Below are 22,235 nucleotides of genomic sequence, written 5' to 3' on the forward strand. Positions count from 1 at the left end.
CGCCATTGCGCGCGTACTGAAAAACCAGCTGGGCCGAAGCCTCACCTGCGGGAATGCTGAACCTGCCCCCGCTGCCCGTCACATGCGCCGGGTTGGAGATTCCATTGGCTGCGTATGCCGCTGCCCCTTCCAGCGGAACGCCAGCGGAATCCACCAGAACACCCGTCACCGAAGAAACGCCTGCCCAAGCTGCCGCGGCGCCAACGCCGAGTGAAACCGCGGCAAAAATTAGGGTCAAAAACGCGGCAACAACACGTTTCCAACTGCTCGCTGAACTCACCACGATTTGACGCCCCCAACATATCAATGGCTAGGGAGGGCGCTGATCGGCCGTCCGCAACTTGTCAATTATATCTGTAGTAATAACGCCCTCGAGTATTCCACGACCTCATACCGCATAACCTCGGAAAGGGGAACTTGGTTGTCGATTCTCCGTTGGTTATTTCGGTGCATCGAGGCTCAGTTCTTGATCCGCGGACGTTGGTGGATCTCCGCGTCGGCACTTTGAGGTCCTAGCAATGTGGTGCAAGCGGTTCTGGAGCCGACCTTGACCTCGGCGGCATTGTCAGTGCCGGAGCCAGTGAGCTTGTAGGTCATGCCAGTCGCTCCCGTGATGGCGTGCCCGCGTAGTACTACTGGCATCAGAATGTGGTCCCCGAAGTTCAGATGCGGGTCTTCACCGTCAGGCTCTTACGCCCTCGCCGCACCGCTGATCATCGTGGTCATGCTCGTGAGCGAGCCCCTGGATCAGTCAGTTTAGGACGTCGTAGCGCCGGAAGCGCATGAGTACTTCGCCCCGGCATTGGCGGTGATGGCCACCGTTCCTCCCTTGTGCGCGCGTCGTCAGGAATAAAGGCAACGAGACGCCGCAGTGGACCGCGGGTGGTCAGTCTCGGGTGGCGCGACCGGACATCATATCCGCTATTTTAGCTACACATTCGCGTACTCGGCCGTAGTCATTCCCGCTTGAGAGCCGGTCGCGTGCCGCCAGTTCCTCCTGGTGTGCCTCTCCCGACGGCGGCGACGCAGCGCATATGGTCGGCAGTCGCAAAGGCCGGGAGTAGACACTGGCCGCCTCATCGACGCCGTCCAACCCGCCACCCACGTCACCCGCGACCTCGGCATGTCCCGCGCCACCCTCTACCACCGCATCGCCCGCCTCGACACCAAACGCGGCTGGAGCCCAAGGCTGGCGCCCCGGCCTTCCCGAAGGATCACCGCTGCGGGCGGCGGAACGCAGCAGACAAATTTAGGATCCCGGCGTGAGCACCCGGCCCGACGCCGCAGATTCACAACGACATCCGCAAGCACTCCGGTACGGCAGAATGACTAGGTGATGAAGTACGTAGATCTTTTTGCAGGCTGTGGCGGATTGTCCCTGGGCATCGAGCGCGCTGGCGGTGAACTGGTGCTCGCGGTCGAGAAATCCGACATGGCAGCACGGACCTTCTTTCACAACTTAATCGACGATGCCTCCGATCCACTGGCCTGGACCCGCTATGTGGCATCGCCCGTCGCGGAACAGGTGCAGCGAGGCATGCTTGTGCGCGAACTAAGCGTCCTGCTTGGAGAGGATGAAGCGGTCCGTGAACTGGCGGCACTAGAGATCGACCTGGTTGTCGGCGGTCCGCCATGCCAGGGTTTTTCGCTTGCCGGGCGTCGGAATCCCGACGACGTGCGCAACAAACTGCCCTGGGAGTATCTGGAGTTCGTCTCCCGCACGGCGCCGAAGGCCGTCGTCATCGAAAATGTCGTGGGCATGAACCGGAAATTCAGCAGCCAAGAAGAGTCGTCATTCTTCCAGCTCCAGCAGGCACTGGCAGAGGTAGAACCCGGATACGTTGTTCAGGCGGTGCATGCCAACGCCATGCACTACGGTGCCCCGCAGCACCGTCCGCGCCTGATGATCATCGCTGTCAGGTCCGACATCGCAGCGTCACGGAATCTCAAGTCCACTGGCGGCCTGTGGCGTTCCGAATTCGTAGACGCGCTGCCGGCCTCGGTACCTGATCTGGCTCCAGTTCCGACGATAGCCGCGCGAGAGGCTCGGTCAGTCGCTGATGCGATTGCGGATCTCGCTCTTCACACGAAAGAAACCGGCGGCGGCAACGCCCAGTACGTTCGCGAGCTTCGCCCCGAGGAGTGGAGTACGCGTCACGATTCGGCCCGCCTTCCTTTGAACCACATACGCCGAAACCACAAGGGCAAAACCACCGACCGTTTCCGCCTGTACCAGTATTTGGCCGAGGGCGGCCACGACCAGCGAATTATCCGCCAGGCCGCCACCATGCCGGAATCGGACGCGCGTCTATTCGTCAAGATGCAGCTAAATGAGTGCGCACTCCCCGCTGTTGCGCCGGATGGCACAGCCTTGGCGACGACCCTGGACGAACTTACTGATCTCGTCCTGTTGCTTGGCACGAAGAAGCATTCGCAAAAGGTACTTGGTTGGGATCAGCCTGCCCGCACCGTCGTGACACTGCCGGATGACTATGTTCATCCGGCAGAACCCAGGATCTTCACCGTTCGCGAACTGGCAAGATTCCAGGGATTCCCGGACAGGTTCGAATTTTTGGGCAACGAAACGACGGGCGCCCACCGACGCCGCTTGGAGGTACCCCAGTACTCGCAAGTAGGAAATGCAGTGTCGCCGTGGCTATCGTTGGCGGTGGGGAAACGAATCGCCGAAATGGTTGGGGGGCAATGAAGCAAGTGCGGACACTGACTGAATTTGAAATCGGGAATCTCCGGTACCTAACCCGGCGGGAACTCGATTATGGCCTGCTGGAACCCAGCAAAACAGGGCTGGCCAAATCAATCATGGACGCTACGGCAACGTATAGGAGCTACTTACTCCGCCAAAAAATCCATGACTACGACACCCAGCAACAAGGGCCGGCCAATAAGAAGACTATTTCGGCAATGATCGTTTCCCCCTCGGGAGAGACCATCGAGTCAAGGGCAACCCTATATAGGCCCCTCAACAAGCGTGGGGATCCTAGAATCTGGTTTTCGGGCCTCCACAGGCATTGCAATCCCGGGGACCTGCTCGTGAGTTTTTGGCTTGAGGAACGGCTCTGGCTTGCCAACGCAACGCAAGCAAACTTTTCGGAGGATCGATTGTTCATGCAGGAAAGCTCTGCGGTCAGGAATGAAGCCGATTACGGCTACTGGCACGTGCTGGGACGCCTTTGGGACCGTGCCACCGGTGGCAGCGACGTTGCTGCCCGCCCTTCAGTGGGCAGCGAAGCCCTCTGGCCCACGGCTCCCAGGCCTGCAGGAGTCGAAGAGGCAGCCGAATGGCTCCTAGAAGGACTGCGGGGTACCGCATTGCCGCGAATGCTGTTCCTCGTCGGTGGCCCCGGCGCGGGCAAATCCCATACCGCGGCGAGCATCGCCTCCGGTCTGGAGGAAGTGGATCCCAAACAGGACGGGCTGGCGCACCGAACCTACCGATATGCCGCCGCAGATCGGGAGTTGCTGTTGATCAATGACGCAACGATCGGTAGCGAAAAAGAAGAACATGCGGCGCTTATCGGGGATATCGAGGACGCCTGCACGGCTCGCTCCCACCTGCTGGCATGTGTGAACCGCGGCATTCTGGTGGAGGAATCAACCCGCGCAATAAGCCACGCACAAGGTACAGCAGGACCGGGTGAAGCCATTGTCGACTGGATACAAGCGGACACAGGAGACCCGGACGGAGCCAGCGAATGGTCCATCAGCACAGAAACCCGAACTTCATATCTTCAGGCTGGGCGGCTCCTTTCCTTCGGCCAAGCGATCGCCCACGTGCTTGTGGTCTTCGTAGACGTTTGCTCGCTGCTGGAACATCGGCCAAAGGTCAGTATTAGCCAGGGTGCCTCGGACGGGTTTGGCATCGAAGCGGAGGATTATGGTGTTGCCGAATTCTCCGAACGGGCCGGGTGGGGCCCCACGCACACGTCTGCAGGATCCCTCCTGAGCAACGTGCTGGAAGTCATTGAATCTGCCGGTGGTCGTGACGCTAGCCCGGACTGGTTCGATCCCCTACTGGCCAACCAGCAGTCGCTGGCCACCCCACGAGTGCAAGCAGGACTGCTTTCAGTGATTCGCGCTGCCGAAATTGTTGCTTCCCAGCGAATGACTTACCGCGAAATTTGGGGAACCATCACCCGCTGCCTGGTCGGGAACGCCCCTGACGCGGTCACAGCCGACGAACTACAAGACTACATAGCAGGCCTGCAACCAAGATCCGATGACCCGGTCAAGCGTTTCCGTGAGATGCAGAAACTAGCGTCCCTGCGCTATGCACAGGCCTTGTACGGTGACGGCGAGTATGCCGCGGGGAAGGAATCCGATCCGCTACGTAATCCCGTGACCCGCCTGACATCCATGGTGGATCCGGTACGGGACTCGATTCCGGGCAACTTTGACGGCACGTGGAATTCAGGGTGGGCAACGCCCCTGGCGGATGCCTTCACCGGCCCGGTGACTTCCGGATCTCCCCTCGACAGCCTAGAAGCCAATCTTTCAGCGGATGACCCGTTCCACGCCGCGGTAACCGCGTTCGACCGAGAGGTGGACAAAGCATTCGTCAGGGCAACGAACAGCCCGTCGCTGAAGGACAAGCATCGGTACAGGATCATCGCCTGGTACGGGGGATATTTGATGCGCCTTTACGCCACGGCCAACGGGATTCCCGCATTCCGCAGCGAGGTCGCTGCCTGGACGCGCGCCTGGTTCCTTGCTCCCCGGCTTACTCCTGAATTGGAATCCCAGTTACGGACCCTCCTCAGGCCGAAGAGGAACCCGGAGCAAGGACACTCGCCCTCACTCATCCCGCTGTTTGACAGCCGCACCGACCCAATCGTGGGAACTCCCACCGTTCCAAAATTGGCGCTGCGCACGGGGGAAGTTGAGTTGCGAACGCGTACAGACTCGGAGTCCCTCTTCCTGCGGCTGCTGGAGAACAGCCGAGAAGTGGCCCAAATTGGGCTTGATTTCCCGTTGATCAGGGAGGCCATGGCTTGTGCCTCTGGACATTCCGGAGTGACGGAGCTGTCGGACGCGACATCGCCCCGGCTGGAACGGTACAGGGCTGCGCGTCTAATCCCTGGTCAGCTCAAGGATGCGCAGTATTGCGTAGTCGTCGCCAAAGAGGACCAGCCGCTGGTTGTTGGAGTCCGTTCATGAGCCCGGATGCCCAGAAAATGATCCTGCCCCTGCCGCGGCCACAATACGTGGCGGCCCCGGAAGCCCTGATCACGTCCCTCGCCTGGCGCCTCTTTGACGTGGAGATGGAGCCAGAGACCTCCGGCAAGAAGACAGGTCTCCTTTTCCGGATCGCTCCGCGGCAGACCGACACCCTGGCCTACCGCGCCAGCGAACCCAGCGGCGAACGGCTCGGCCATTTTAGTGACGCCCTGCGCGCAGAAGGACTACGCACCACGGGCGATCCCGAGAACCTGGCTCAAGCGGTCTCCAATAGTGTCCTAGGTGTCCGCATAGAGAACAGCGGCGGCCAACCGGCCAGTCCCATGACCCCGGCACTTGCCCTCCTCCAGAATGTACGCGGACTCCTCGGCGGCCCCAATCCGCCTCCGCTGGCCGAAATCCTTGAATCCCTATACCGGCTGGGCCTGCCTTCCAAGGTCCATACCGCGGGGCCGGCACAGATGTGGCTCGGTGCGGCCGAGCGGCGCATGTCCGTGGACCCGCTGGTCCAAGCACTAGACCGTGCCGTGGACACGTCAGTATTGGACAGCCCGCGGAAACTACGTACGAGCTCCCGCCCTGTTAAGGCCGACGCCTGGCAGGGACTTTTCGCCGCTACCCCGTTTGAGTGGTTCGCCACTGCGTGGAATCAGATAACGGACGAAAGCTGGGTGGATGCGCTGCCCGCACGTGTCTGGGTGGATTGGGCATCCACTATCCTCCGGCTGGCCGTGGGCTTCGGATTCCTTTGGGAATCCGCTTGGTATGACGCGCTGGCCCGCGAGGTGCTTCGGGGACAGCCTCCCACGTGGGAGAGCGTGCGGGAGGGCATCGGCCCCGTCATCCCATGGAAATCGGCACGAGCGGGCCTCGGACTCCGGGACGTATCGTCCCAGCTGACCTGGCGGCTGCGCCGAGGTGACCAGATCCGGAACCTCCTGTCCGAATGGATGAAGGGCAAGGACGTCGATGACGAAACCTTCGAAGACATCCTGAGGCAGATGCACGACGATGCCGTTCTCTGTGGCGAACTCACGGAAGTACGGAGCGCCCGAAGGAAAACTTCGTCGGGAAAGAACCTGTGGGAGGCGGTCAGGTACGCCCTCCAAACCAGGGAGGTAAGCGGGCCTTTCGCCGACTACTATGGGCTGCTGAAGTCATACGGTTCAAATGGACGAAGCCTGAGGGTGGAACCGGGAACCGAATGGATGGCTGTCGTGGCGAGCTTGGCATGCGGCCGCCCGGGCGCAACGACGAATGTGGGGGCTGTCCTCGGATCCTTGGACATGCTGGGGCTGCGTCCGGAGCTCGGCGACCTGATCACTTTGCTCGAACGTGCAGGTCTTGCCAGGGGCAGCGCCGACGCTGACCAAGGCGTCCTCGTGCAGAGCGCTTTCTAGGAGAAGATATGGGCAAGGAACTACTGGGAAACGCTCTGGGGCGATGCTTGGCTCGACTGGGCAATCTAAGAGCGGCATACCTTCCGGATGCCATAGGTGAATCGACGGCCGAGGCAATCGTGCGGCGGGCCAATGCCCAGAAAACAGGCAACCGACCGCCCTTCGCGATCCTCGTGACAAGGGGTCGCGAGGACCTCTCGGACGATGCCTGCCTCCGGCTCACGCCTCAAAGCGCCATCCAGTACCGCCAAGACGACCGGCTAGCCGTCGTGACAGGACGCCGCCCAGACCTCGCTTCCTTCGAGGCTTTCCGAGAAGTCTTGGGCACGTCTTACCCCAGCGGTGCCAGCGGCGACGTTTCCCTCCACAACGTCGCCGAGGCGGCGCTGGACGAGGTTCTCGCGGCTGCCGGCATACAGGCGGACGGCATCTGGCAGCGGGATGAAGCGGTTGAACGTATGGCTGGCTGTTTCAAGCAACTTCAGGCTGCCCACGAAGCCTTAGAACAGGGGGCTAAGGGGTGGAACGCCTATTGGTTTGAGCATGTCTCCGACGGGCTGGAGAATCTGGCGGAACTCTTGTCCGTAAAGTCAAAGGCAGAGCCGTCACTGTCCCTCGATAACGCGCTTGCACGGTACACCTTCGCGTCCTTCGCCCTCCCTGCACCTAAGAACGGGCTGCTGCTGAAAAAGGGAGCCCCGAACATCGGCAGGACAATCGCCGAAGCCCTGGATTCGTGGTGGACGGATACAACGACCATCCTCACGACGACCCAGTTGCTGGCCCACCACCCCGATACCCAGGGAACGCCCCACCCCGTGGCGACATTGGACTGGGACGGATTTGATCAAACCCTGGGTGCGGAAGACAACCATCTTGTGGCCCTGCTCCGCCAGGGCGCACGCTCCGTGGACGCGACGGAGGCATTCGCCTCGCTGACGGAGGACCAATTCTTCCATCCGCCGGGGTTGGAGGGCCAGACCGGTTCGCTCGTGCTCTACGGCCCGGACGGAGAGGATCTATCCGCAGCAGACTCTTCAGAACAAGGGCCCTTCGTGCTCTTCTCCGAGGTCGCGGACCCTGCAGCTTCCCCGGTGGCACTGCGCTCCCAGCCGGTGCGTGTGCGGATTCCCACTGTCGCAATCCCCCGCCAGCACGATGCAGAAGCGTCTTCGCTCTCCCTGTCCGCCTCAGCACGAAGCATGGTCTGGGACGGCGGTGTGGAGCTCGATCCCGATGGCGGGTTGTGGGCCGTCGGTCGATTCATCCGCGATGCGGGTAAGCCTCCCTGCAAGAACTCCATTGCTGCCATACGGATCGGGATCGACATAGGCGCGTCCGATCCCCTGGCCGGAGTGGTGGACAACTCGGCGTCGTGCGTTTTCTACTTGCTCCCGCCAACTGGTCCCGGCCTGCTATTCATGCCGGTCCAGACAAAGGACGCTCGGGGACGCGCCACGTATGTAGGCCCGGACACTTTCCAACCCGACCGCGAGCCGGCACTCGAGGAAGCCCGCTTCCTGGGAACGTTTGGCAATCCCGACGCGTCATACCAACTGCTCATATGGGGCGCTACTGGAAGCGGCGAGGTTCGGCTCCAAGGACGACCGGTCGATGCCTTCAAGGACAGGGAAGGGCTGGCTTCGGCCACGGTGATTCCCAGTGGGTTCGACCAAATCGTCATGCACAACACCGTGTTCGAGCTTCGGACACCGCAGCCCAAGGCGGCTTGCCATTCCCCGATCGTCGCAGCCTTGGACAAGCAGCATGTATCCGTCGAACGGCCAGGTCCGGAAACCGAGGGCTCGGTGCGGGGAGCCCTGGAAGGACTCCTTGCGCGCAATATCGTCACGCCCGAGTGGCAACGGGCGCTCGGGCACATCGCCCTGCCTGCCGACCGCAACACCCGGATTGCTGACTTGGGCACGGGAGCAAGCCCGGCTCTGCTCATGAACGCGGACATGCATGCCCCCTGGTCCGCCGTTTGCGGCCTTGAAATCCCGTCCGGCCTAATTGACTCCACGGAAGCGGAAGAATTCCGCCAAGCGTTCGTCGCCCTCGAAATCGATGGCGCGCTGCGAGATACAGGAGCCGCCCCTGGACAACCCGCTGAATGGCCTTCCCGAACGTCCTGGCGGCATTTGTGGAATGACGGAAAAGCAAAACTCACAGAATATTTGGCCTCGTATGCCCGGCTCATTGATAGGGCAAAAGAACTTGGCGATCCTGCGGGGACTTTCTGGGCCACCTACCCGTTCAGCGTAAGCGTATGGGATACCGCCTCCACCGGTAAGTGCACCGCGGTCCTGTTGAGCCCGCTGCACCCCCTACGGCTTGCTTGGCTCGCGGGTGTGGAAGACACCCTGTGGAACGCCGCTGATGCGAAGTCCCTAGCCGGAACGGTGGAAGGATGGAATTTTCCCCTCATGGGACCGAGGGAAACATCCAACGGCCGGATGGTGGCAGTGCCGATTGACAGCGGCGAGGACCAGATCTTCTTGGGCTGGTCCATGCTTGTCGAAGCCTCGATTGACGGCCCGCGGGCTCTCCAGCCACCGGTAAGCATCGGCAACCTGCCTGCCCCAGGAAGCTCTGCGAGTGGGCTGAATGCGACGGCTGCGGCAGCAGCACTACGCAGCTATCGCAACATGAACCCCCACGTGTCTACCCTGACCATCGACTTGGCAGCAATTTCTCCCACGGCCCGGTTGGCCGAAGTCGACAGTGCCGTCCTGGGAGCTGTCGAACAATGGACTCAAGGCAAGGAAGCCCAGCTCGTTGGCGGTGCCCGCATCTGGGACTCGCTTAATCGCCGCGGAGAGTCCCCCCGCGAGGCCGCAACCCGCCTGATGAGACTCACCGCCGGAATTCCACTGATCTGGTCCCGGTACGAACCAGACGCGGCTAGCTCCAAAACCTGCAACATACGTCTACTGCAGGACTCCGGCGTGCAATTGGAGGTGCGTCCAGAGGGCAAGGGAAACCTTGGCCTCATTGGGCCCATTCCGCTCCGGAGGTTCGAAGCCCACGAACCACCCGCCGAAGGGTCACCACTATCGGAATCCCGTCCGGCCCTCCGGCAGGGCTCGGGATGGGACCCCTTTGCGCGCGCACTCAGGGCAGTGGAAGGCGCGAATATCCAGCCACGCATCATGTCACGCCTGTTCAAGGCGATGCTTGTGGACAACCGTGCGGACTGGACAGTCTCCGGAGAAGCCTTGGTCAACCCCAGCGCCATGGCCTCACTGGTCAAGAACACCGGCGGCGGTAACCAGATGCTGTGGGAGTGGCGTCCGCCGTTCCTCGAGCCTTCCAACGACGTCCCCCAGCTCGAACGCCGCCCTTTCATCTCCGTAGCCCGTATCCCGGGCAGCTTCCGCACGCAGATCAAGAACATGCTGAGCAAGGCCTACGGCAGGCCCGTGGACGAGGACAACGTAAACGAACTCCTCGGCAAGCTGGGAGCAAGGGGGGTCGGCCTGTCCGCGCTCCTGTCCATGGGCGGAACCCACGCCTCGGGCGCTTTGGGGTTCTATCTGGCATTCTCACTCATGGATTGCCTTGAGCCAGATGGCGCGGAATACTTCATTCTTCCGATCGACGCCTGCGATGCGTTCCTCAGAGCCCTGGCAGGAAATTCGAACCACGGCGGCGGGACGCGCAGGGCCGACCTTCTGATTATTCGGCTAGATGACCAAGCGGTGACGCTTATTCCCGTGGAGATCAAGTGCTACGGCCTTGAATCCAACGGATCCGCTCCCAACCTTCCAAGCCCCGGAGACTCCGCTTTCCGCGAGCCTCTCCAACAACTGGAATCGACGACCGCGCTGCTCCGCAAACTGCAGGCGCGTTGCGACGACCTACAGTCCGGGGGAAACACGTCCGACAGTGCCCTTTGGCACAACGGGCTGGGGGCATTGGTCGAAGCCGGCGTCCGGCTTAGGCCTACCACGACCACCTCACCGGACCGGTTGGCCGATCGGCTCCAACGCCTCGTCAACGGGGACATGCCCGTACGCGTTGGCCGGCCCATCGTCAGCTACTTCCGGTACCAGTCCCAAACGCTCCAAGGCGAGGATTTCGCGTCATACATAGATGAGGCAATCGACTCTTCGAAGACCTCGGATCGGTACGGAGCGCTAGTCGCCGACGTAGGCGCCGCCTTCGAGCAGGTAGGAGAGGCTGCCGGAAACATGATTGAGGCTTGGCAAACGGTGGTCTCCTGGGCTGCCGACGTGTCCCCGGACATCCCCTCCGAGAGTGCGTTTAGCCCGGGCCAGCAACAGCCCACCTTGTCACCTTCCGACCAACCACCGCAGCCGGTTGGGTTCCCATCCGACTCCCATTCCTTCAAGGGTGACGAGGACACCGCCCCCGAAACCCCGGGTGAAGATGTGCAGGAAGGCGCGGCTTCCTCCGATCACGGCGAGCCGGAAGATCCCGTCAAAACCAGCCTGATAGAAGACGGGGTACCGGATTCAGCGGAGGGAAACACGGAAACCGCGGGCTGGGTAGCGCCGCACGACGAAAATGGCATGGCTGGTGACGGAGTCCGCTTCCCTGTAGGCGACCTAATGAATGTGCTTGGAAAAGCGCAGGCCGAATACTGGCCGAGCAACACAGCCCTCAACCAGATGAACATCGGTGTCGTCGGGGATCTGGGAACTGGTAAGACCCAGTTGCTCAAGTCCCTGATCTTCCAACTGAGGTCTTCTGCCGAGCGCACGCAGGAAAATCCCCTGTCGCTGCTTATCCTCGACTACAAAAGAGACTTCCAAGACGAAAAATTCTTGGAAGCGGTAGGCGGCAAGGTCCTAAGGCCGCAGCGCATTCCCCTCAACATCTTCGCGCTGCCGGCCGAGTACACGGCACTGGCGGCCTTCCAACGGGCCCAGGCCTTCTGCGACGTGATCAGCAAGATTTATGCCGGTGTAGGTCCCGTGCAGCGCGACCGTCTCGTTACGGTCATCACGCAGCTCTATAAGGACCAAGAGGGAAAGCCTCCTACGCTCTCACAAGTCCTAGACGCATACCGCGACGCCGGAGGGAAGCCGGATGCGGTTACAGGCATCCTCAATACTTTCGTGCTGGGCGAGGTCTTTAGCGACGATCCGGAGGGCCTAGTGCCCTTTGCAGATCTTATCTACGACAAGGTGCTTGTGCTGGCGCTAAGCGACCTAGGCACCGATCAAAATGCCAAGAACGCCTTGGTTGTCCTTTTCCTGAACATGTACTACGACTACATGCTCAAGGCAGAAAAGTGGCCCTATGTCGGGCAGTCGCCCCAGTTAAGGCGCTTGAACTCCTTCCTGCTCGTGGATGAAGCGGTCAACATCATGAGGTACGAATTCCCCGTGTTGATGGACCTTATGCTCCAAGGGCGAGAGTTTGGCTTTGGAGTGATCCTCGCATCCCAGTATCTGTCGCATTTCCGAACCGGCGGAGCGAATTACGGCGAACCCCTCCTGACTTGGTTCATCCACAAGGTGCCCAGTGTGAGCCAAAGGGAGCTCGAACAGCTTGGCCTCAACGGAATACCCCAAGGAGCAGCCTCCTACATCCCGGACCAAAAAGTGCACGAAGCCCTATACTGTTCGCTCAACTATCCGGGAAACTTCATCAAGGGCATACCCTTCTACCAGTTGATGAGCCCGGTGCACTGAGTTCAAGCGCTGCCGAGGATGAGTTCGAAGCCACCGATGGCCCTCAAGCCAAGCACTTCCGTCCCCCATGTCAGGGGCCCTTACCTGAGGCAGTTCCCACCCCGCACGCAGGATGTTTTCAGGCCGTTTTTATAGCCTGCAAGTACCTCAAGGTGCGAGTGATGACTAAGGCCCCCAGCTTCCCCCAGGCTGGGGGCCTTCACGATTTAAGGGCACTTCTTAAGGGCACTCCACAAACGAGAGTGCAGCCTAGGCCCGAATCTGCCGGCCTCCATCAAGGAGCTGGACATGCAGTCGGCGAGGTTGCGGAAAGCCGCCGGTAGCACCGCGTAAGTGCTCCAGACGGCTGTTGATGGCCCTGCTCGGTCCCTTGTATGCAGCTGGCCTTTCTTGCGGCCCCGGCGGCCACGGGGTCTTGCTGGACCCGCACGGAGAGCCTGCCAGGCCTGTATTCGAAGGTCGTCCTTGAGACTGACTTGATCAAGGGCGAAGTCAGCCGTTCAAGAAATTCTTAACGGCATCTAGGACGTTGGGATCGTTCTTGATTTCGCATTCCCACACAACGAGTGTGTCCCACCCCAAAGCACGAAGTTCGGTGGTTTGCCGGAGATCGCGTTCTCCGTTGCGCAGCCTCTTCTCGGTCCAGAAGGGCGTGTTTGATTTGGGCAAACGCACCCCCACGGGACACTCGTGCCCGTGCCAGAAGCAGCCGTGGACGAAAATAACCTTTCGCCTGCCGGCAAATACGAGGTCAGGCTTCCCTGGAAGCTTGGGATCGTGGAGCCGGTACCGAAAGCCCTCGCGGTGGACCATCTTACGGAGCAGGATTTCGGGCTTGGTGTTCTTGGATCGAATCTTCGACATATGGGCGCTTCGCTGCTCGGGGCTCATGAAGTCGGCCATGCGTCCATCATAGGGAACCAAACTCCCGTTGGTGGGGATGGAGTGGTCTTCACCGTCATGGCCGACCGGACCCAAATGGAACTCGACATCAAGCGCGAACGCATCACCCGACTCCGTGGCCAAGCGCCGCGCCACCGGAACCTCTACCACGGTGACGACGTCCGGAGGGCCGAACTTCCGGTAGACCGCGGCCCTTATCGCGCAGATCCCGATGGGAGTGCCGTGGCCCTGCCGGACATGCGCCGCGGGTGCGCGGACCTTCGAGCGCGGCGGCGGATGAAGTACTCGGCGACGGCAAGGTTGAGCAGCCAGGCCGACCCCATGAGCACTGCACGGCTCAGTTCGTTGGTCGGGCCCACCAGGATAATCCAAGGGATGGTCACCAAGGCCTGTGTGCCCGCCGCGATTCCGATGGCGTAACCGCGGGCCATCCAGGCACCGTGGGCGGCGAAGTTGCGCCGCTGGATCGCGAGGACGCCCAGGACGATGCTCGCCGTCATGGCCGTGCCGAATACCAGCCGAAGGACGAGCAGGATGACACCGTCGTCGGGCGGGAGGTCGTAGAAGACGGACATCCAAAGGCCGGAAAGGGCAACGAGCAGGCCGGCCGGGATGAGGACAACCCCGGCGATGCGGTGCCAGCTGCGCCCGCCTCGCTTGCCGCGGCGCAGCGAGGGCACAAACTGGAAGGCCCCCAGCAGGCTGTAGACGATGGCGGCGGGGATGTGGATCAGCACCGGGACCGGCGCGTCGAAGAACCGCTCGTTGGCCGGCGTGACCGCCGCTCCCCCAGTCAGCTCGGCCACCCGTATGGACCCGAAGATGACCGGGATGAGGCTGACAAAGATCAAGCCGGCGGGTATGAGCCAGCGGCCGCGCGGCCGGCGCCCGGAGGCCTTGGTGACGGCGATCGTTTCTGCAGCCATTGTTTGTTCCCCAAGTTCGTGGGTGTACGGCGTACACCTTGTGATCTAAAAGTAGGTGTACGTTGTACACTTGTCAAGAGATAGCTGCCGTCGGAAAGGGTGGTCCTGATGGCTCAGCAGGTGGAGTCGGCTCGCCGCACCCCGCTGAACAGGGAGCGGGTGTTGCGCGCCGCCGTCGCACTTGCCGACGAAGCCGGCGTCGACGCGCTCAGCATGCGCAAGCTTGCCCAGGAACTGGGCGTGGTGCCAATGGCCCTCTACAAGCACGTCGCCAACAAGGAAGAACTTCTGGACGGCATGGTTGACGTCATCGTCGGCGAGATCGAGACGCGACCCAGCGGGACGGACTGGCGGAACGCCGTCCGTCAACGGGTGTTGTCGGCCCGGGAGGTCCTGCTGCGCCACCCATGGGCCTGCCAGGTACTCGAGTCGCGCACCAACAAAACGCCCGTTGTCCTTGACTACATGGACTCGGTGATCGGCATGTTTCGTGCCGGTGGATTCTCGGTCGACCTCACCCACCACGTGATGCACGCCCTGGGCAGCCGGATGTGGGGTTTCACCCAGGAGCTGTTCGACGACTCGCAGAGCGCGCCGGCGGACGTGCCGCCGGAGATGCTGCAGATGATGGCCGCGCGGTACCCCTATATCGCCGAGGTTGCGATGGCTGGCGCGCACGACGACGGGACCGTGGTAGGCCGAGGCTGCGACGACCAGTTCGAGTTCGAGTTTGCCCTGGACCTGCTGCTGGACGGTTTCGAAAGGCTCCACCAGCAGGGTTGGACCTCGGCCTCGCGCTAAGGCGACGCACGGCAGGATCACTGCATTTTGGCGGCCTGCACGAAATCGCGAATCAGCCCGACGTCCTTGACGCCGCGGCTGGATTCAACGCCACTGGAGACATCCACGCCGATCGGCCGGAGCGTGGCGATCAGCCCGCCGACGTTAGCGGGAGTCAGCCCTCCGGCCAGCAGCCAGAACCCCCGCGGCGGTTGCGCCTGGATGGCGCTTGCGTTGAAGGTCACTCCGGCGCCGGGCTCAACTGCATCGAGCAGGACGCGGCCTGCCACCCAGTCCGCCTTTTCGTCCGCTGGGAGGGCTTCATAGCCCTCGGCGGAGAAGGCGCGCAGAGTCCGGAACCCCGCGTCCTCGAGCAAGCGGATGTCGCCGCGCGGCTCGTCGCCGTGCAGCTGGACGGTGGTCACCGCCGCGGCCCTGGCGGTTTCGAGCACCTCGCCGATGGGCTGGTTGCGGAACACGCCGACCGTTTCGACATCCGCCGGCACGGTTTCGCCGAGCGCGCGTGCCAATTGGGCACCGACTGTGCGCGGGCCACCGGGGGCGAAGACGAAGCCGACCGCGTCCGCGCCGGCGTCGATGGCGGCCGCGACCGCCTCTGGAGTCCGCAGTCCGCAGATCTTGACATAGGTTTCAGCCATTATTCCTGCCCGTTCGTGCTGTGCGTGTACGTGTGCATCCGCTCGCCGTGAGGCCGAAACTGCTCACAATTTCGACGCGAGGGCTTCGCCGTGGCCGCGGACTCCGCCAAGCACCTTCTGGGATGCGCGCTCCGGCGAGCGGAGCCGGCTCTGGAGCCCGCCACGCTTGAGGACACCATCGTAGCCGCCCGCAGGTGCGCCGCATCCGGGTCGGCGGGCGAGTTCCGGTCAGGCCTTGCCCCGGGCACGTAGGGTATGAGGGACGAGCGCTGGACGACGACCCGAGGAGGAGCATGCGCGCCTACGTCCTCCTGCTGCTGGTGGTCATCTTCTATGCCGGCAACATCTTGACCGGCAAGGCGCTCGGCGACCTGCCGCCTTTGACCATCGCGTTCTTCCGGGTCTTCATTGCCTTCCTGGTGTTGCTCCCGCTGGGCTACCGCGGCGCCTGGGAGTCCCGTCGCCTGTTCCTCCAGCACCGCAAGCCGCTGCTGCTGATGACGCTCACGGGAGTTGCCCTCTTCAATACGCTGATCTACACCGCCCTCCAATTCACCTCGGCCACCAACGCCTCGGTGCTGGAAGCCTCGGTGCCGGCGGCGACGGTGGCCCTCAGCTTCTGGCTGTTGCGCGAGCGGCTCAGGGCGATCCAGTGGTTCGGCGTCGTGCTCTCCATATGCGGGGCGCTGTGGGTTGTTACCAACGGACAGCTCATGAGCCTCGCGGACCTGTCCTGGAACATCGGCGATGCCATCATGGCGGCGGCCGCCGTGTCCTGGGCGGTGTATTCGATCGCTGTGAAAAAGTATCTGCACCTGTTCCCATCCTACGGGGCGGTCCTGGTGATGACCGGGCTGTCGGTCATGATCCTGCTGCCCGTCATGGCGGCGGAGTGGCTGGTCGTGGGAGTCCCGCGGATCGGCGGAGGCCACTGGTCCGGCCTCGTGTACCTCGGCGTCTTTCCGTCGGTGATTGCCCTGATGCTCTACAACCGCGCCGTTGCCGTCCTCGGGGCGTCACAGACGTCCGTGTTCCTGAACTTCGTGCCGGTCTTTACCATGCTCGGTGCGTATCTGCTGCTGAACGAGAGCATCAGCGTCATGCAGATTCTCGGCGCCGCCCTGGTGATGTGCGGCGTGTTCTTCACCACCCGGGACAAAACAAGCGCCGGGCGCAAGGGCTTGCGGCCCGCCGTGGAACCTCGCAGGGATTCAGCCGCTGAGGAGATTCCTTAGCGTCCGTCGCTTTGGAACGGGGGCCGCTATCAGGCGTACGGTGGCTTCAAGGCGGCTGCAAGGGAAGGCGCAAGCGCTCCCGAGCATGCGCTGTGACGGTAAGCGGCGAGCGTGAAAACCAGCCGCGAACAGCAAACCGAGGGAAGGATTGACATGGAACCCGAGGATTTCGACCTGCTGGTGGTTGGCGGCGGGAAGGCCGGCAAGTCGCTGGCGATGGACCTGGCCAAGTCCGGCCAGAAGGTGGCGATGGTGGAGCGGTCGATGGTCGGCGGCACCTGCATCAACGTGGCGTGCATTCCCACCAAGACCCTCATCCAGTCCGGCCGGGTGCTGGACACCGTGCGTCGGGCGGCCGAGTTCGGCGTGGCGGGCGCGGAGGAGCCGCGGATGGACCTCGACCTGCTGCGCCGCCGCAAGGAGGACGTGGTGGACACCATGGTCGCCGGGCAGCAGAAGCTGTTCACGGGGTCGGGCATGGACTTTATCCTCGGCGAGGCCAAGTTCGTCGGCGAGAAGACCGTGGAGGTCGCGCTGAACGACGGCGGCACCCGCCTCCTGCGCGGCACCGACGTCGTTCTCAACCTGGGCACCGAACCCGCCCTGCCCAACATCGACGGTCTGGCCGAATCCAGGGTGCAGACCAGCAACACCCTGCTGCACCTGGAGCAGCTGCCGGGGAGCATGGTTATCCTGGGCGGCGGCTACATCGGCTGCGAGTTCGCCGACCTGCTGAACACCATCGGCGTGGAGGTCACGGTGATCCAGCGCGCCGGGCAGTTGCTGCCGCGGGAGGATGCCGATGTGGCCGGGCTGGTCGCCCGGAACTTCACCGACGCCGGGATCACGCTGAAGCTCGAGGCGTCCGCGGAGAAGATCGAGCGCGCCGCCGACGGGAGCGTCACCGTGACGCTGTCCACCGGGGAGACCGTCACCGCGGACGACGTGTTGGTGGCGCTGGGACGCCGGCCGATGACGGACGGGATGGGGCTGGAGAAGGCCGGGGTGGAGCTGACGGACAAGGGCTTCGTCCAGGTGGACGACCAGCTGCGCACCACGGCCGACGGCGTCTGGGCCGCCGGCGACGCGGCCGACTCCCCGCAGTTCACCCACGCCTCCTACGACGACTACCGGATCCTGAAAACCAACCTGGCCGCCGCGCGGGGCGAGGGCGAGTCCCGGTCCACGCAGGGGCGGCTGATCCCCTACACCGTCTTTACGACGCCGGAGCTCGCCAGGGTGGGGATGACGGAGGGGCAGGCCCGGGAGGCCGGCCACGAGGTGCAAATCGCCCGGATGCCGGTGAGCGCGATTCCGCGCGCCCGGACGCTCGGTCAGCTGGACGGCGAATGGAAGGCCGTGCTGGACCGGCAGACCGGCAAGATCCTGGGTGCCGCGCTGCTGGGAACAGGGGCCAGCGAGGCGATCGCGGTGCTGCAGATGGCGATGATCGGCGGAATGGACTACACCGCGGTGCGGGACGCGATCATCACACACCCCACCGTCTCCGAGGGGTTGAACCTGCTGTTCACACCTGCGTGGCTGGAGGACTAGGCGTCCAGGGCGCCTGCTTTCCGGTGTCCTTCGTGGCGGCTTCCCGGACTTCGAGCTCCGCGGCGAGCGCGTAGTACTGGAACAGCGCGTCCCGGACCGGGTGCTCACAATCCAGGTCCCGGAAGCATCGGTTGCTGAGATTCAATAGCTGGTCCGTCGGCAGGATCGACAGATCGGCGGGAAACGGCGAACGTCCGGACGCCCGAATCATGCTGTTCATGCCGCCCCCTGCAAACGTGCCCGGCCAATGGAGACGGCCGGGCACTGCGGCAGATCCGCGGGGACGGCTACCGCAAGAGTGCCGGTGAAGGGGCCCGCCTGCGCGGCGCCAACTTCTTCTCCTGCGCCGAACCGTTCGAGCATCTCCAGGCCGCGGCGTTCGATGTGCTGCGCGTCGGACAGATCGACCGTAATGACGATTCCGTGGGCAAGGCGCTCCATACGATGGAACAGGGGTAAAAGCGCTGTGCAACTGTCGACGGTCAGGCACCCGCTGACCTCGATGACCGCCGAGGTGCGGTCGATATCAAGCCTGACAAGTACACGCAGTTTGTGATCCATGATCGGCGCTCCATATGAGTGGATCGATGGCCAACTGCTTAACCGGACCCAACGCTACAAGGACATCCCCCCTTGCTCAAGGGCTGGAGACGATGCGTGCCGGTTATTTGTCGAAATGGGTTTCGGCCGAGGGAGTTCCGGTGGAGGCGACGATGTCGGAGGCCAGCTCGCGGAGCTTGATGTTGCGGGTGTTGGAGGCTGACTTGAGCATCGCGAAGGCTTCGTCTTGGCTGCACCGGCTTTGGCCCATGATGATCCCGACGGCAACGGCAATGGTCGTTCGTGATTCCAGCGCCGCCTTTAAGTCCGCTTCGGTCTCCCGATGCCGGGCCAGCCGGACCGCCAGGGACAGTGCCTGGGAGGCCTGGTGCGCGTATTGTTCGGCGGCCTTGAGCGCTTCCGCATCAAACCTTTTCGGCATATCGGAGTAGAGGTTCAGCCCCGCACTGTCCCCGCTCTCAAGCGGGATCGGCACGGCCAGGATGGACCGGATGCCTTCGGCCAGAACGTCCTGGGTGTATTCAGGCCACGTCGTTTCTGTCTGCAGGTCTGCCATGTGGACCACCGTGTGTTCGCGAGCGGCGCGCAGGCACGGTCCGTCTGCGTATTCGTACTGAATCTCGTCCATCTTCTGCGCACGGTCGCTACTGCTCGCGACCGTGCCGGCCTTTTTATGGCGCAGCAGCGTGATGCCGACCAGGAGTTCCTCGCCGGGCCGCGACAGATTGTGCACGGCCAAACGGGCCACGGCGTTGAGGAACGCCTCAATGTCCGCACTGTCGGCAGCCAGTCCGTGAAGAAAATCCTTGACCGTCGTCTCGGAATCATCATAAATTTCGCGTGCCATGATGCCCTCCACTGATGCTCCGGCGTACGTCCACGCTACACCTCGTGACGCGGGTCACAGCTAGAGCCAGTCGGGGGGAATCTGCTTCGCCGGCCTCCGGCCTCCCCTCCCTCGCCGATAACGATTCGGAATACCGATCGCTTCAGGCAACTACTTGGCACTAGACCCCGTACGATGCTAAGTGTGCTGTCAAAAGGCCAGCCGGAAAGCAGGAGACGTTGACCAGTACGCCTCATTTAGATCGGGCGGGCACCCTCTTGGGCGGGCGGTACCGGCTCAAGGAACTTATCGGGACCGGAGCGAGCGCACGGGTGTATCGGGCGGAGGACGCCGTCTTGGGGCGCGAGGTCGCCGTCAAGGTCATCCAGCGGCCTTCAATGAACGAGGCAGAGTTCCACCGCGATGACGCGGAAATCAAGCTCCTGGCTCGGCTGAACCACCCCAACCTGGTGATCCTGCTGGACGCGGGCATCGACCGGATGGAAGCGGGGCACCCGCAGATCTACCTGGTGATGGAGCTGATCGAAGGCGCGGACCTGCGCAGGCGCCTGGCGGAGGGGCCGCTGCCGCCGCGCCACGTGGCCCAGATTGGCCACGAGCTGGCCGAGGGAATCGCCTACATCCACAACCACTCGGTGGTCCACCGGGACATCAAGCCCGGCAACATCATGCTTCTCAATTACGACGACGACGCCTCCCGGCTCCGGGCCAAACTCACCGACTTCGGCATCGCCGTCGTGATCTCCGAAGACGCCCGCGAGGACGGCATCTATGGGACCGCCGCCTACCTGAGCCCCGAGCAGGCCAAGGGCGAGCCCGCGGGCCCGGCCAGCGACATCTATTCCCTGGGCCTGGTGCTGTTGGAGTGCTTGACCGGCAAGCCCGCCTTTTCCGGTCCGCCGCTGGAGGCAGCGGTTGCCCGGCTGCTGCGTGATCCGGAGATCCCGGCCAGCCTCGGTCCCGACTGGGTGTTGCTGCTGGGCGCCATGACGGCTGCCGACCCGGCGGAACGCCCCACCGGACGGGAGGTGGCGCTGGCGCTGGAGGAGATGGAGCTTTCGCTCCGGGGCAGGCGGAGGCTGTGGGGCAGGCGCCGGCTGGACATCCCCGTCGTGCCGAACCACGGACCCCACCGTCTGAAAGCGGCCGCGCGCTAAGGCTTTCGCGGCCGCTCTGCCGGTCCGGGGCCCGACGCCGGCAGCCCGGCCAAGCGTTCTATCACGCGAAGTCCCGCCGGGGTACCGGGCCAGTGCCGGCGCAATGCCTCCGGGCCGGCGGACCGGATCAGCAGCCGCAGGGCCCAGGCCACGACCAGGACGTCGTCGGCATACCCGATGACCGGTAGGAAATCCGGCACCAAGTCGATGGGGCTGGCCAGGTAGGCCAGCAGCAGCACGAGCAGAATCCGGACCCGCGCCGGAACCTCGCGGTCCCCCGTCAACCGGCGCAGCAGCCGCAACAGATCCGGCAGCAGGCGCAGGGCATCGCGCATTCCCACCGTCTCCGGATGCCGGCGCGCGTACCACCACAGGCAGGCCAGCAGCACCGCATAGACCAGGACGAGGCCACCGGCAACACCGACCAACAGGTCAACCCAGTCCACTTTCTGCTCCCATCCCGGCACGGCCCCGACGTCGTACTCTTCCTGGCCGCGCTACCGCAACTGTAGGGCAGACAGGGACGTCCATGTGCGGTAGCGTCCAACCATCACGGCCCGGCGAGTGCCGGGGCGGCTTCGGCAATCCTTCGGAGGGACCCATGCTGCGCGGAATGAGTACGGTCAGCTATTACACCCCGGACCTGCCGGCGGCGGTCGAGTGGTACTCCGACCTGCTGGGGAAGAAGCCCTACTTTGAGCAGCCGGGCTATGCGGAGTTCCGGGTCGGCGACTACGAGCACGAGCTGGGGCTGATCGACACCATGCACGCTCCGCCCGGACACGCTATCGACCCCGGCGGCGCGATCCTCTACTGGCATGTGGACGATGTGCGGGCCGTGCGGCAGCGCCTGCTGGAAAAAGGCGCGAAGGAGCTGGAGCCCGTCACGGAACGCGGCCACGGTTTCGTCACGGCCTCGGTGGTGGATCCGTTCGGCAACGTCCTCGGCATCATGCAGAACCCGCACTACCTGGAGATGCTGGGCTCCTCCGCTCCGGCGTCCTGACGTTGAAGCGCCGCAGCCACCGCTGCCCGGGTGGCTGGACCACCCAGTTCACCGCCACCGTGGTGAGGGCCCAGCGGAAGCGCCGGGCAAACGCGGTTCGGCCGGCGAAGATCCGCCCGGCCGCGCCGACGCGCAGCCGCCGGTCGAACCTGATCCGCGCCCACGGAGCCAGTTGGAAGCTCAGGTCCAGGTCGTCGTGGATGTCCTGCCGGTCGCGGTGGACGCCTGCCTTGGCCCGCTCCCAGGCAGTCCGGCGCATGGCGAAGTTCGATCCCCACACCGGGGTGGCCGCCATCGCGAGGCCGGCGCCGAGCCGGTAGCCGGAGCCGTAGGCGGCGCTGGCCAGCC

The 22,235-nt window shown here is 63.4% G+C and carries 17 protein-coding genes and 1 pseudogene; 9 read left to right on the forward strand and 9 right to left on the reverse strand.

The features are described 5' to 3' along the window. A partial coding sequence (locus AC5RUJ_RS02075; RefSeq protein WP_494128522.1) for a hypothetical protein occupies positions 1-280 on the reverse strand: 280 nt, incomplete at its 3' end. Between the two features lie 1,056 nt (positions 281-1,336). On the opposite strand from AC5RUJ_RS02075, the gene AC5RUJ_RS02080 reads away from it, so the two are divergent. The 4 genes from AC5RUJ_RS02080 (at position 1,337) to AC5RUJ_RS02095 (ending at position 12,259) form a co-directional block, all read left to right on the forward strand. Further along, positions 1,337-2,707 carry a DNA cytosine methyltransferase gene (locus AC5RUJ_RS02080; protein ID WP_494128555.1) on the forward strand — a complete coding sequence of 457 codons (1,371 nt, stop codon included), beginning with the start codon at positions 1,337-1,339 and terminating at the stop codon, positions 2,705-2,707. 344 nt (positions 2,708-3,051) lie between these two features. After that, positions 3,052-5,175, forward strand: a complete 2,124-nt coding sequence (locus tag AC5RUJ_RS02085; protein ID WP_494128523.1) for a hypothetical protein — start codon at positions 3,052-3,054, stop codon at positions 5,173-5,175. Continuing rightward, positions 5,172-6,596, forward strand: coding sequence for a hypothetical protein (locus AC5RUJ_RS02090; protein WP_494128524.1), 1,425 nt, complete (start codon positions 5,172-5,174; stop codon positions 6,594-6,596). Before AC5RUJ_RS02085 ends, AC5RUJ_RS02090 begins: the two co-directional genes overlap by 4 nt. Before the next feature lie 8 nt (positions 6,597-6,604). Then, positions 6,605-12,259: an ATP-binding protein gene (locus tag AC5RUJ_RS02095; protein ID WP_494128525.1), complete on the forward strand. Its 5,655-nt coding sequence runs from the start codon at positions 6,605-6,607 to the stop codon at positions 12,257-12,259. 492 nt (positions 12,260-12,751) lie between these two features. Here the strand turns inward: AC5RUJ_RS02095 and AC5RUJ_RS02100 are convergent, their stop codons facing one another. Together AC5RUJ_RS02100 and AC5RUJ_RS02105 are read right to left on the reverse strand one after the other, a co-directional pair. Then, positions 12,752-13,312 carry a very short patch repair endonuclease gene (locus tag AC5RUJ_RS02100; RefSeq protein ID WP_494155573.1) on the reverse strand — a complete coding sequence of 187 codons (561 nt, stop codon included), beginning with the start codon at positions 13,310-13,312 and terminating at the stop codon, positions 12,752-12,754. A gap of 44 nt (positions 13,313-13,356) precedes the next feature. Further along, positions 13,357-14,088 (reverse strand): DUF2306 domain-containing protein, encoded by a 732-nt coding sequence (locus AC5RUJ_RS02105; protein WP_494128527.1) that lies wholly within the window; start codon positions 14,086-14,088, stop codon positions 13,357-13,359. Positions 14,089-14,196: 108 nt separating this feature from the next. Here AC5RUJ_RS02105 and AC5RUJ_RS02110 point away from each other — a divergent pair, with 108 nt between their 5' ends. Beyond that, on the forward strand, positions 14,197-14,889 hold the full coding sequence (locus AC5RUJ_RS02110) for a TetR/AcrR family transcriptional regulator (protein WP_494128528.1): 693 nt from the start codon (positions 14,197-14,199) through the stop codon (positions 14,887-14,889). Between the two features lie 17 nt (positions 14,890-14,906). On the opposite strand, the gene AC5RUJ_RS02115 is transcribed toward AC5RUJ_RS02110, so the two are convergent. Then, positions 14,907-15,527, reverse strand: coding sequence for a phosphoribosylanthranilate isomerase (locus tag AC5RUJ_RS02115; RefSeq protein WP_494128529.1), 621 nt, complete (start codon positions 15,525-15,527; stop codon positions 14,907-14,909). Positions 15,528-15,820: 293 nt separating this feature from the next. On the opposite strand from AC5RUJ_RS02115, the gene AC5RUJ_RS02120 reads away from it, so the two are divergent. Continuing rightward, the gene (locus AC5RUJ_RS02120) at positions 15,821-16,762 is read left to right on the forward strand and encodes a DMT family transporter (protein ID WP_494128530.1); all 942 of its coding nucleotides are present in this window, start codon (positions 15,821-15,823) and stop codon (positions 16,760-16,762) included. Between the two features lie 153 nt (positions 16,763-16,915). Further along, the gene (locus AC5RUJ_RS02125) at positions 16,916-18,316 is read left to right on the forward strand and encodes a dihydrolipoyl dehydrogenase family protein (RefSeq protein WP_494128531.1); all 1,401 of its coding nucleotides are present in this window, start codon (positions 16,916-16,918) and stop codon (positions 18,314-18,316) included. On the opposite strand, the gene AC5RUJ_RS02130 is transcribed toward AC5RUJ_RS02125, so the two are convergent. From AC5RUJ_RS02130 to AC5RUJ_RS02140, 3 genes are all read right to left on the reverse strand, one after another. After that, positions 18,291-18,536 carry a hypothetical protein gene (locus AC5RUJ_RS02130; protein ID WP_494128532.1) on the reverse strand — a complete coding sequence of 82 codons (246 nt, stop codon included), beginning with the start codon at positions 18,534-18,536 and terminating at the stop codon, positions 18,291-18,293. The genes AC5RUJ_RS02125 and AC5RUJ_RS02130 overlap by 26 nt on opposite strands. Next, on the reverse strand, positions 18,533-18,877 hold the full coding sequence (locus AC5RUJ_RS02135; protein WP_494128533.1) for a hypothetical protein: 345 nt from the start codon (positions 18,875-18,877) through the stop codon (positions 18,533-18,535). The genes AC5RUJ_RS02130 and AC5RUJ_RS02135 overlap by 4 nt, the downstream gene beginning before the upstream one ends. Positions 18,878-18,980: 103 nt before the next feature. Then, the gene (locus AC5RUJ_RS02140) at positions 18,981-19,724 is read right to left on the reverse strand and encodes an ANTAR domain-containing protein (protein ID WP_494026200.1); all 744 of its coding nucleotides are present in this window, start codon (positions 19,722-19,724) and stop codon (positions 18,981-18,983) included. Between the two features lie 257 nt (positions 19,725-19,981). Here AC5RUJ_RS02140 and AC5RUJ_RS02145 point away from each other — a divergent pair, with 257 nt between their 5' ends. Continuing rightward, complete coding sequence (locus tag AC5RUJ_RS02145; RefSeq protein WP_494155574.1) at positions 19,982-20,881, forward strand: serine/threonine-protein kinase; 900 nt, start codon at positions 19,982-19,984, stop codon at positions 20,879-20,881. Here AC5RUJ_RS02145 and AC5RUJ_RS02150 read toward each other — a convergent pair. After that, positions 20,878-21,327, reverse strand: coding sequence for a YkvA family protein (locus AC5RUJ_RS02150; protein ID WP_494128535.1), 450 nt, complete (start codon positions 21,325-21,327; stop codon positions 20,878-20,880). The genes AC5RUJ_RS02145 and AC5RUJ_RS02150 overlap by 4 nt on opposite strands. Before the next feature lie 167 nt (positions 21,328-21,494). Here AC5RUJ_RS02150 and AC5RUJ_RS02155 point away from each other — a divergent pair, with 167 nt between their 5' ends. Beyond that, a complete protein-coding gene (locus tag AC5RUJ_RS02155) occupies positions 21,495-21,887 on the forward strand; it encodes a VOC family protein (RefSeq protein WP_494109766.1) in 393 nt (130 codons plus the stop codon). Here AC5RUJ_RS02155 and AC5RUJ_RS02160 read toward each other — a convergent pair. Then, a pseudogene (locus tag AC5RUJ_RS02160) lies at positions 21,832-22,235 on the reverse strand (glycosyltransferase family 2 protein); the annotation flags it as partial. The gene AC5RUJ_RS02155 and the pseudogene AC5RUJ_RS02160 sit on opposite strands and share 56 nt — an antisense overlap.

This window comes from Arthrobacter sp. Y3223164 (genome assembly GCF_059091005.1).

What these genes read in the sequence shown, in the direction of transcription:
- AC5RUJ_RS02080 (WP_494128555.1), top strand. Translation starts at nt 1,337, where the DNA reads ATGAAGTACGTAGATCTTTTTGCAGGCTGTGGCGGATTGTCCCTGGGC.
- AC5RUJ_RS02090 (WP_494128524.1), top strand. Translation starts at nt 5,172, where the DNA reads ATGAGCCCGGATGCCCAGAAAATGATCCTGCCCCTGCCGCGGCCACAA.
- AC5RUJ_RS02095 (WP_494128525.1), top strand. Translation starts at nt 6,605, where the DNA reads ATGGGCAAGGAACTACTGGGAAACGCTCTGGGGCGATGCTTGGCTCGA.
- AC5RUJ_RS02105 (WP_494128527.1), bottom strand. Translation starts at nt 14,088, where the DNA reads ATGGCTGCAGAAACGATCGCCGTCACCAAGGCCTCCGGGCGCCGGCCG.
- AC5RUJ_RS02110 (WP_494128528.1), top strand. Translation starts at nt 14,197, where the DNA reads ATGGCTCAGCAGGTGGAGTCGGCTCGCCGCACCCCGCTGAACAGGGAG.
- AC5RUJ_RS02115 (WP_494128529.1), bottom strand. Translation starts at nt 15,527, where the DNA reads ATGGCTGAAACCTATGTCAAGATCTGCGGACTGCGGACTCCAGAGGCG.
- AC5RUJ_RS02120 (WP_494128530.1), top strand. Translation starts at nt 15,821, where the DNA reads ATGCGCGCCTACGTCCTCCTGCTGCTGGTGGTCATCTTCTATGCCGGC.
- AC5RUJ_RS02125 (WP_494128531.1), top strand. Translation starts at nt 16,916, where the DNA reads ATGGAACCCGAGGATTTCGACCTGCTGGTGGTTGGCGGCGGGAAGGCC.
- AC5RUJ_RS02130 (WP_494128532.1), bottom strand. Translation starts at nt 18,536, where the DNA reads ATGAACAGCATGATTCGGGCGTCCGGACGTTCGCCGTTTCCCGCCGAT.
- AC5RUJ_RS02135 (WP_494128533.1), bottom strand. Translation starts at nt 18,877, where the DNA reads ATGGATCACAAACTGCGTGTACTTGTCAGGCTTGATATCGACCGCACC.
- AC5RUJ_RS02140 (WP_494026200.1), bottom strand. Translation starts at nt 19,724, where the DNA reads ATGGCACGCGAAATTTATGATGATTCCGAGACGACGGTCAAGGATTTT.
- AC5RUJ_RS02155 (WP_494109766.1), top strand. Translation starts at nt 21,495, where the DNA reads ATGAGTACGGTCAGCTATTACACCCCGGACCTGCCGGCGGCGGTCGAG.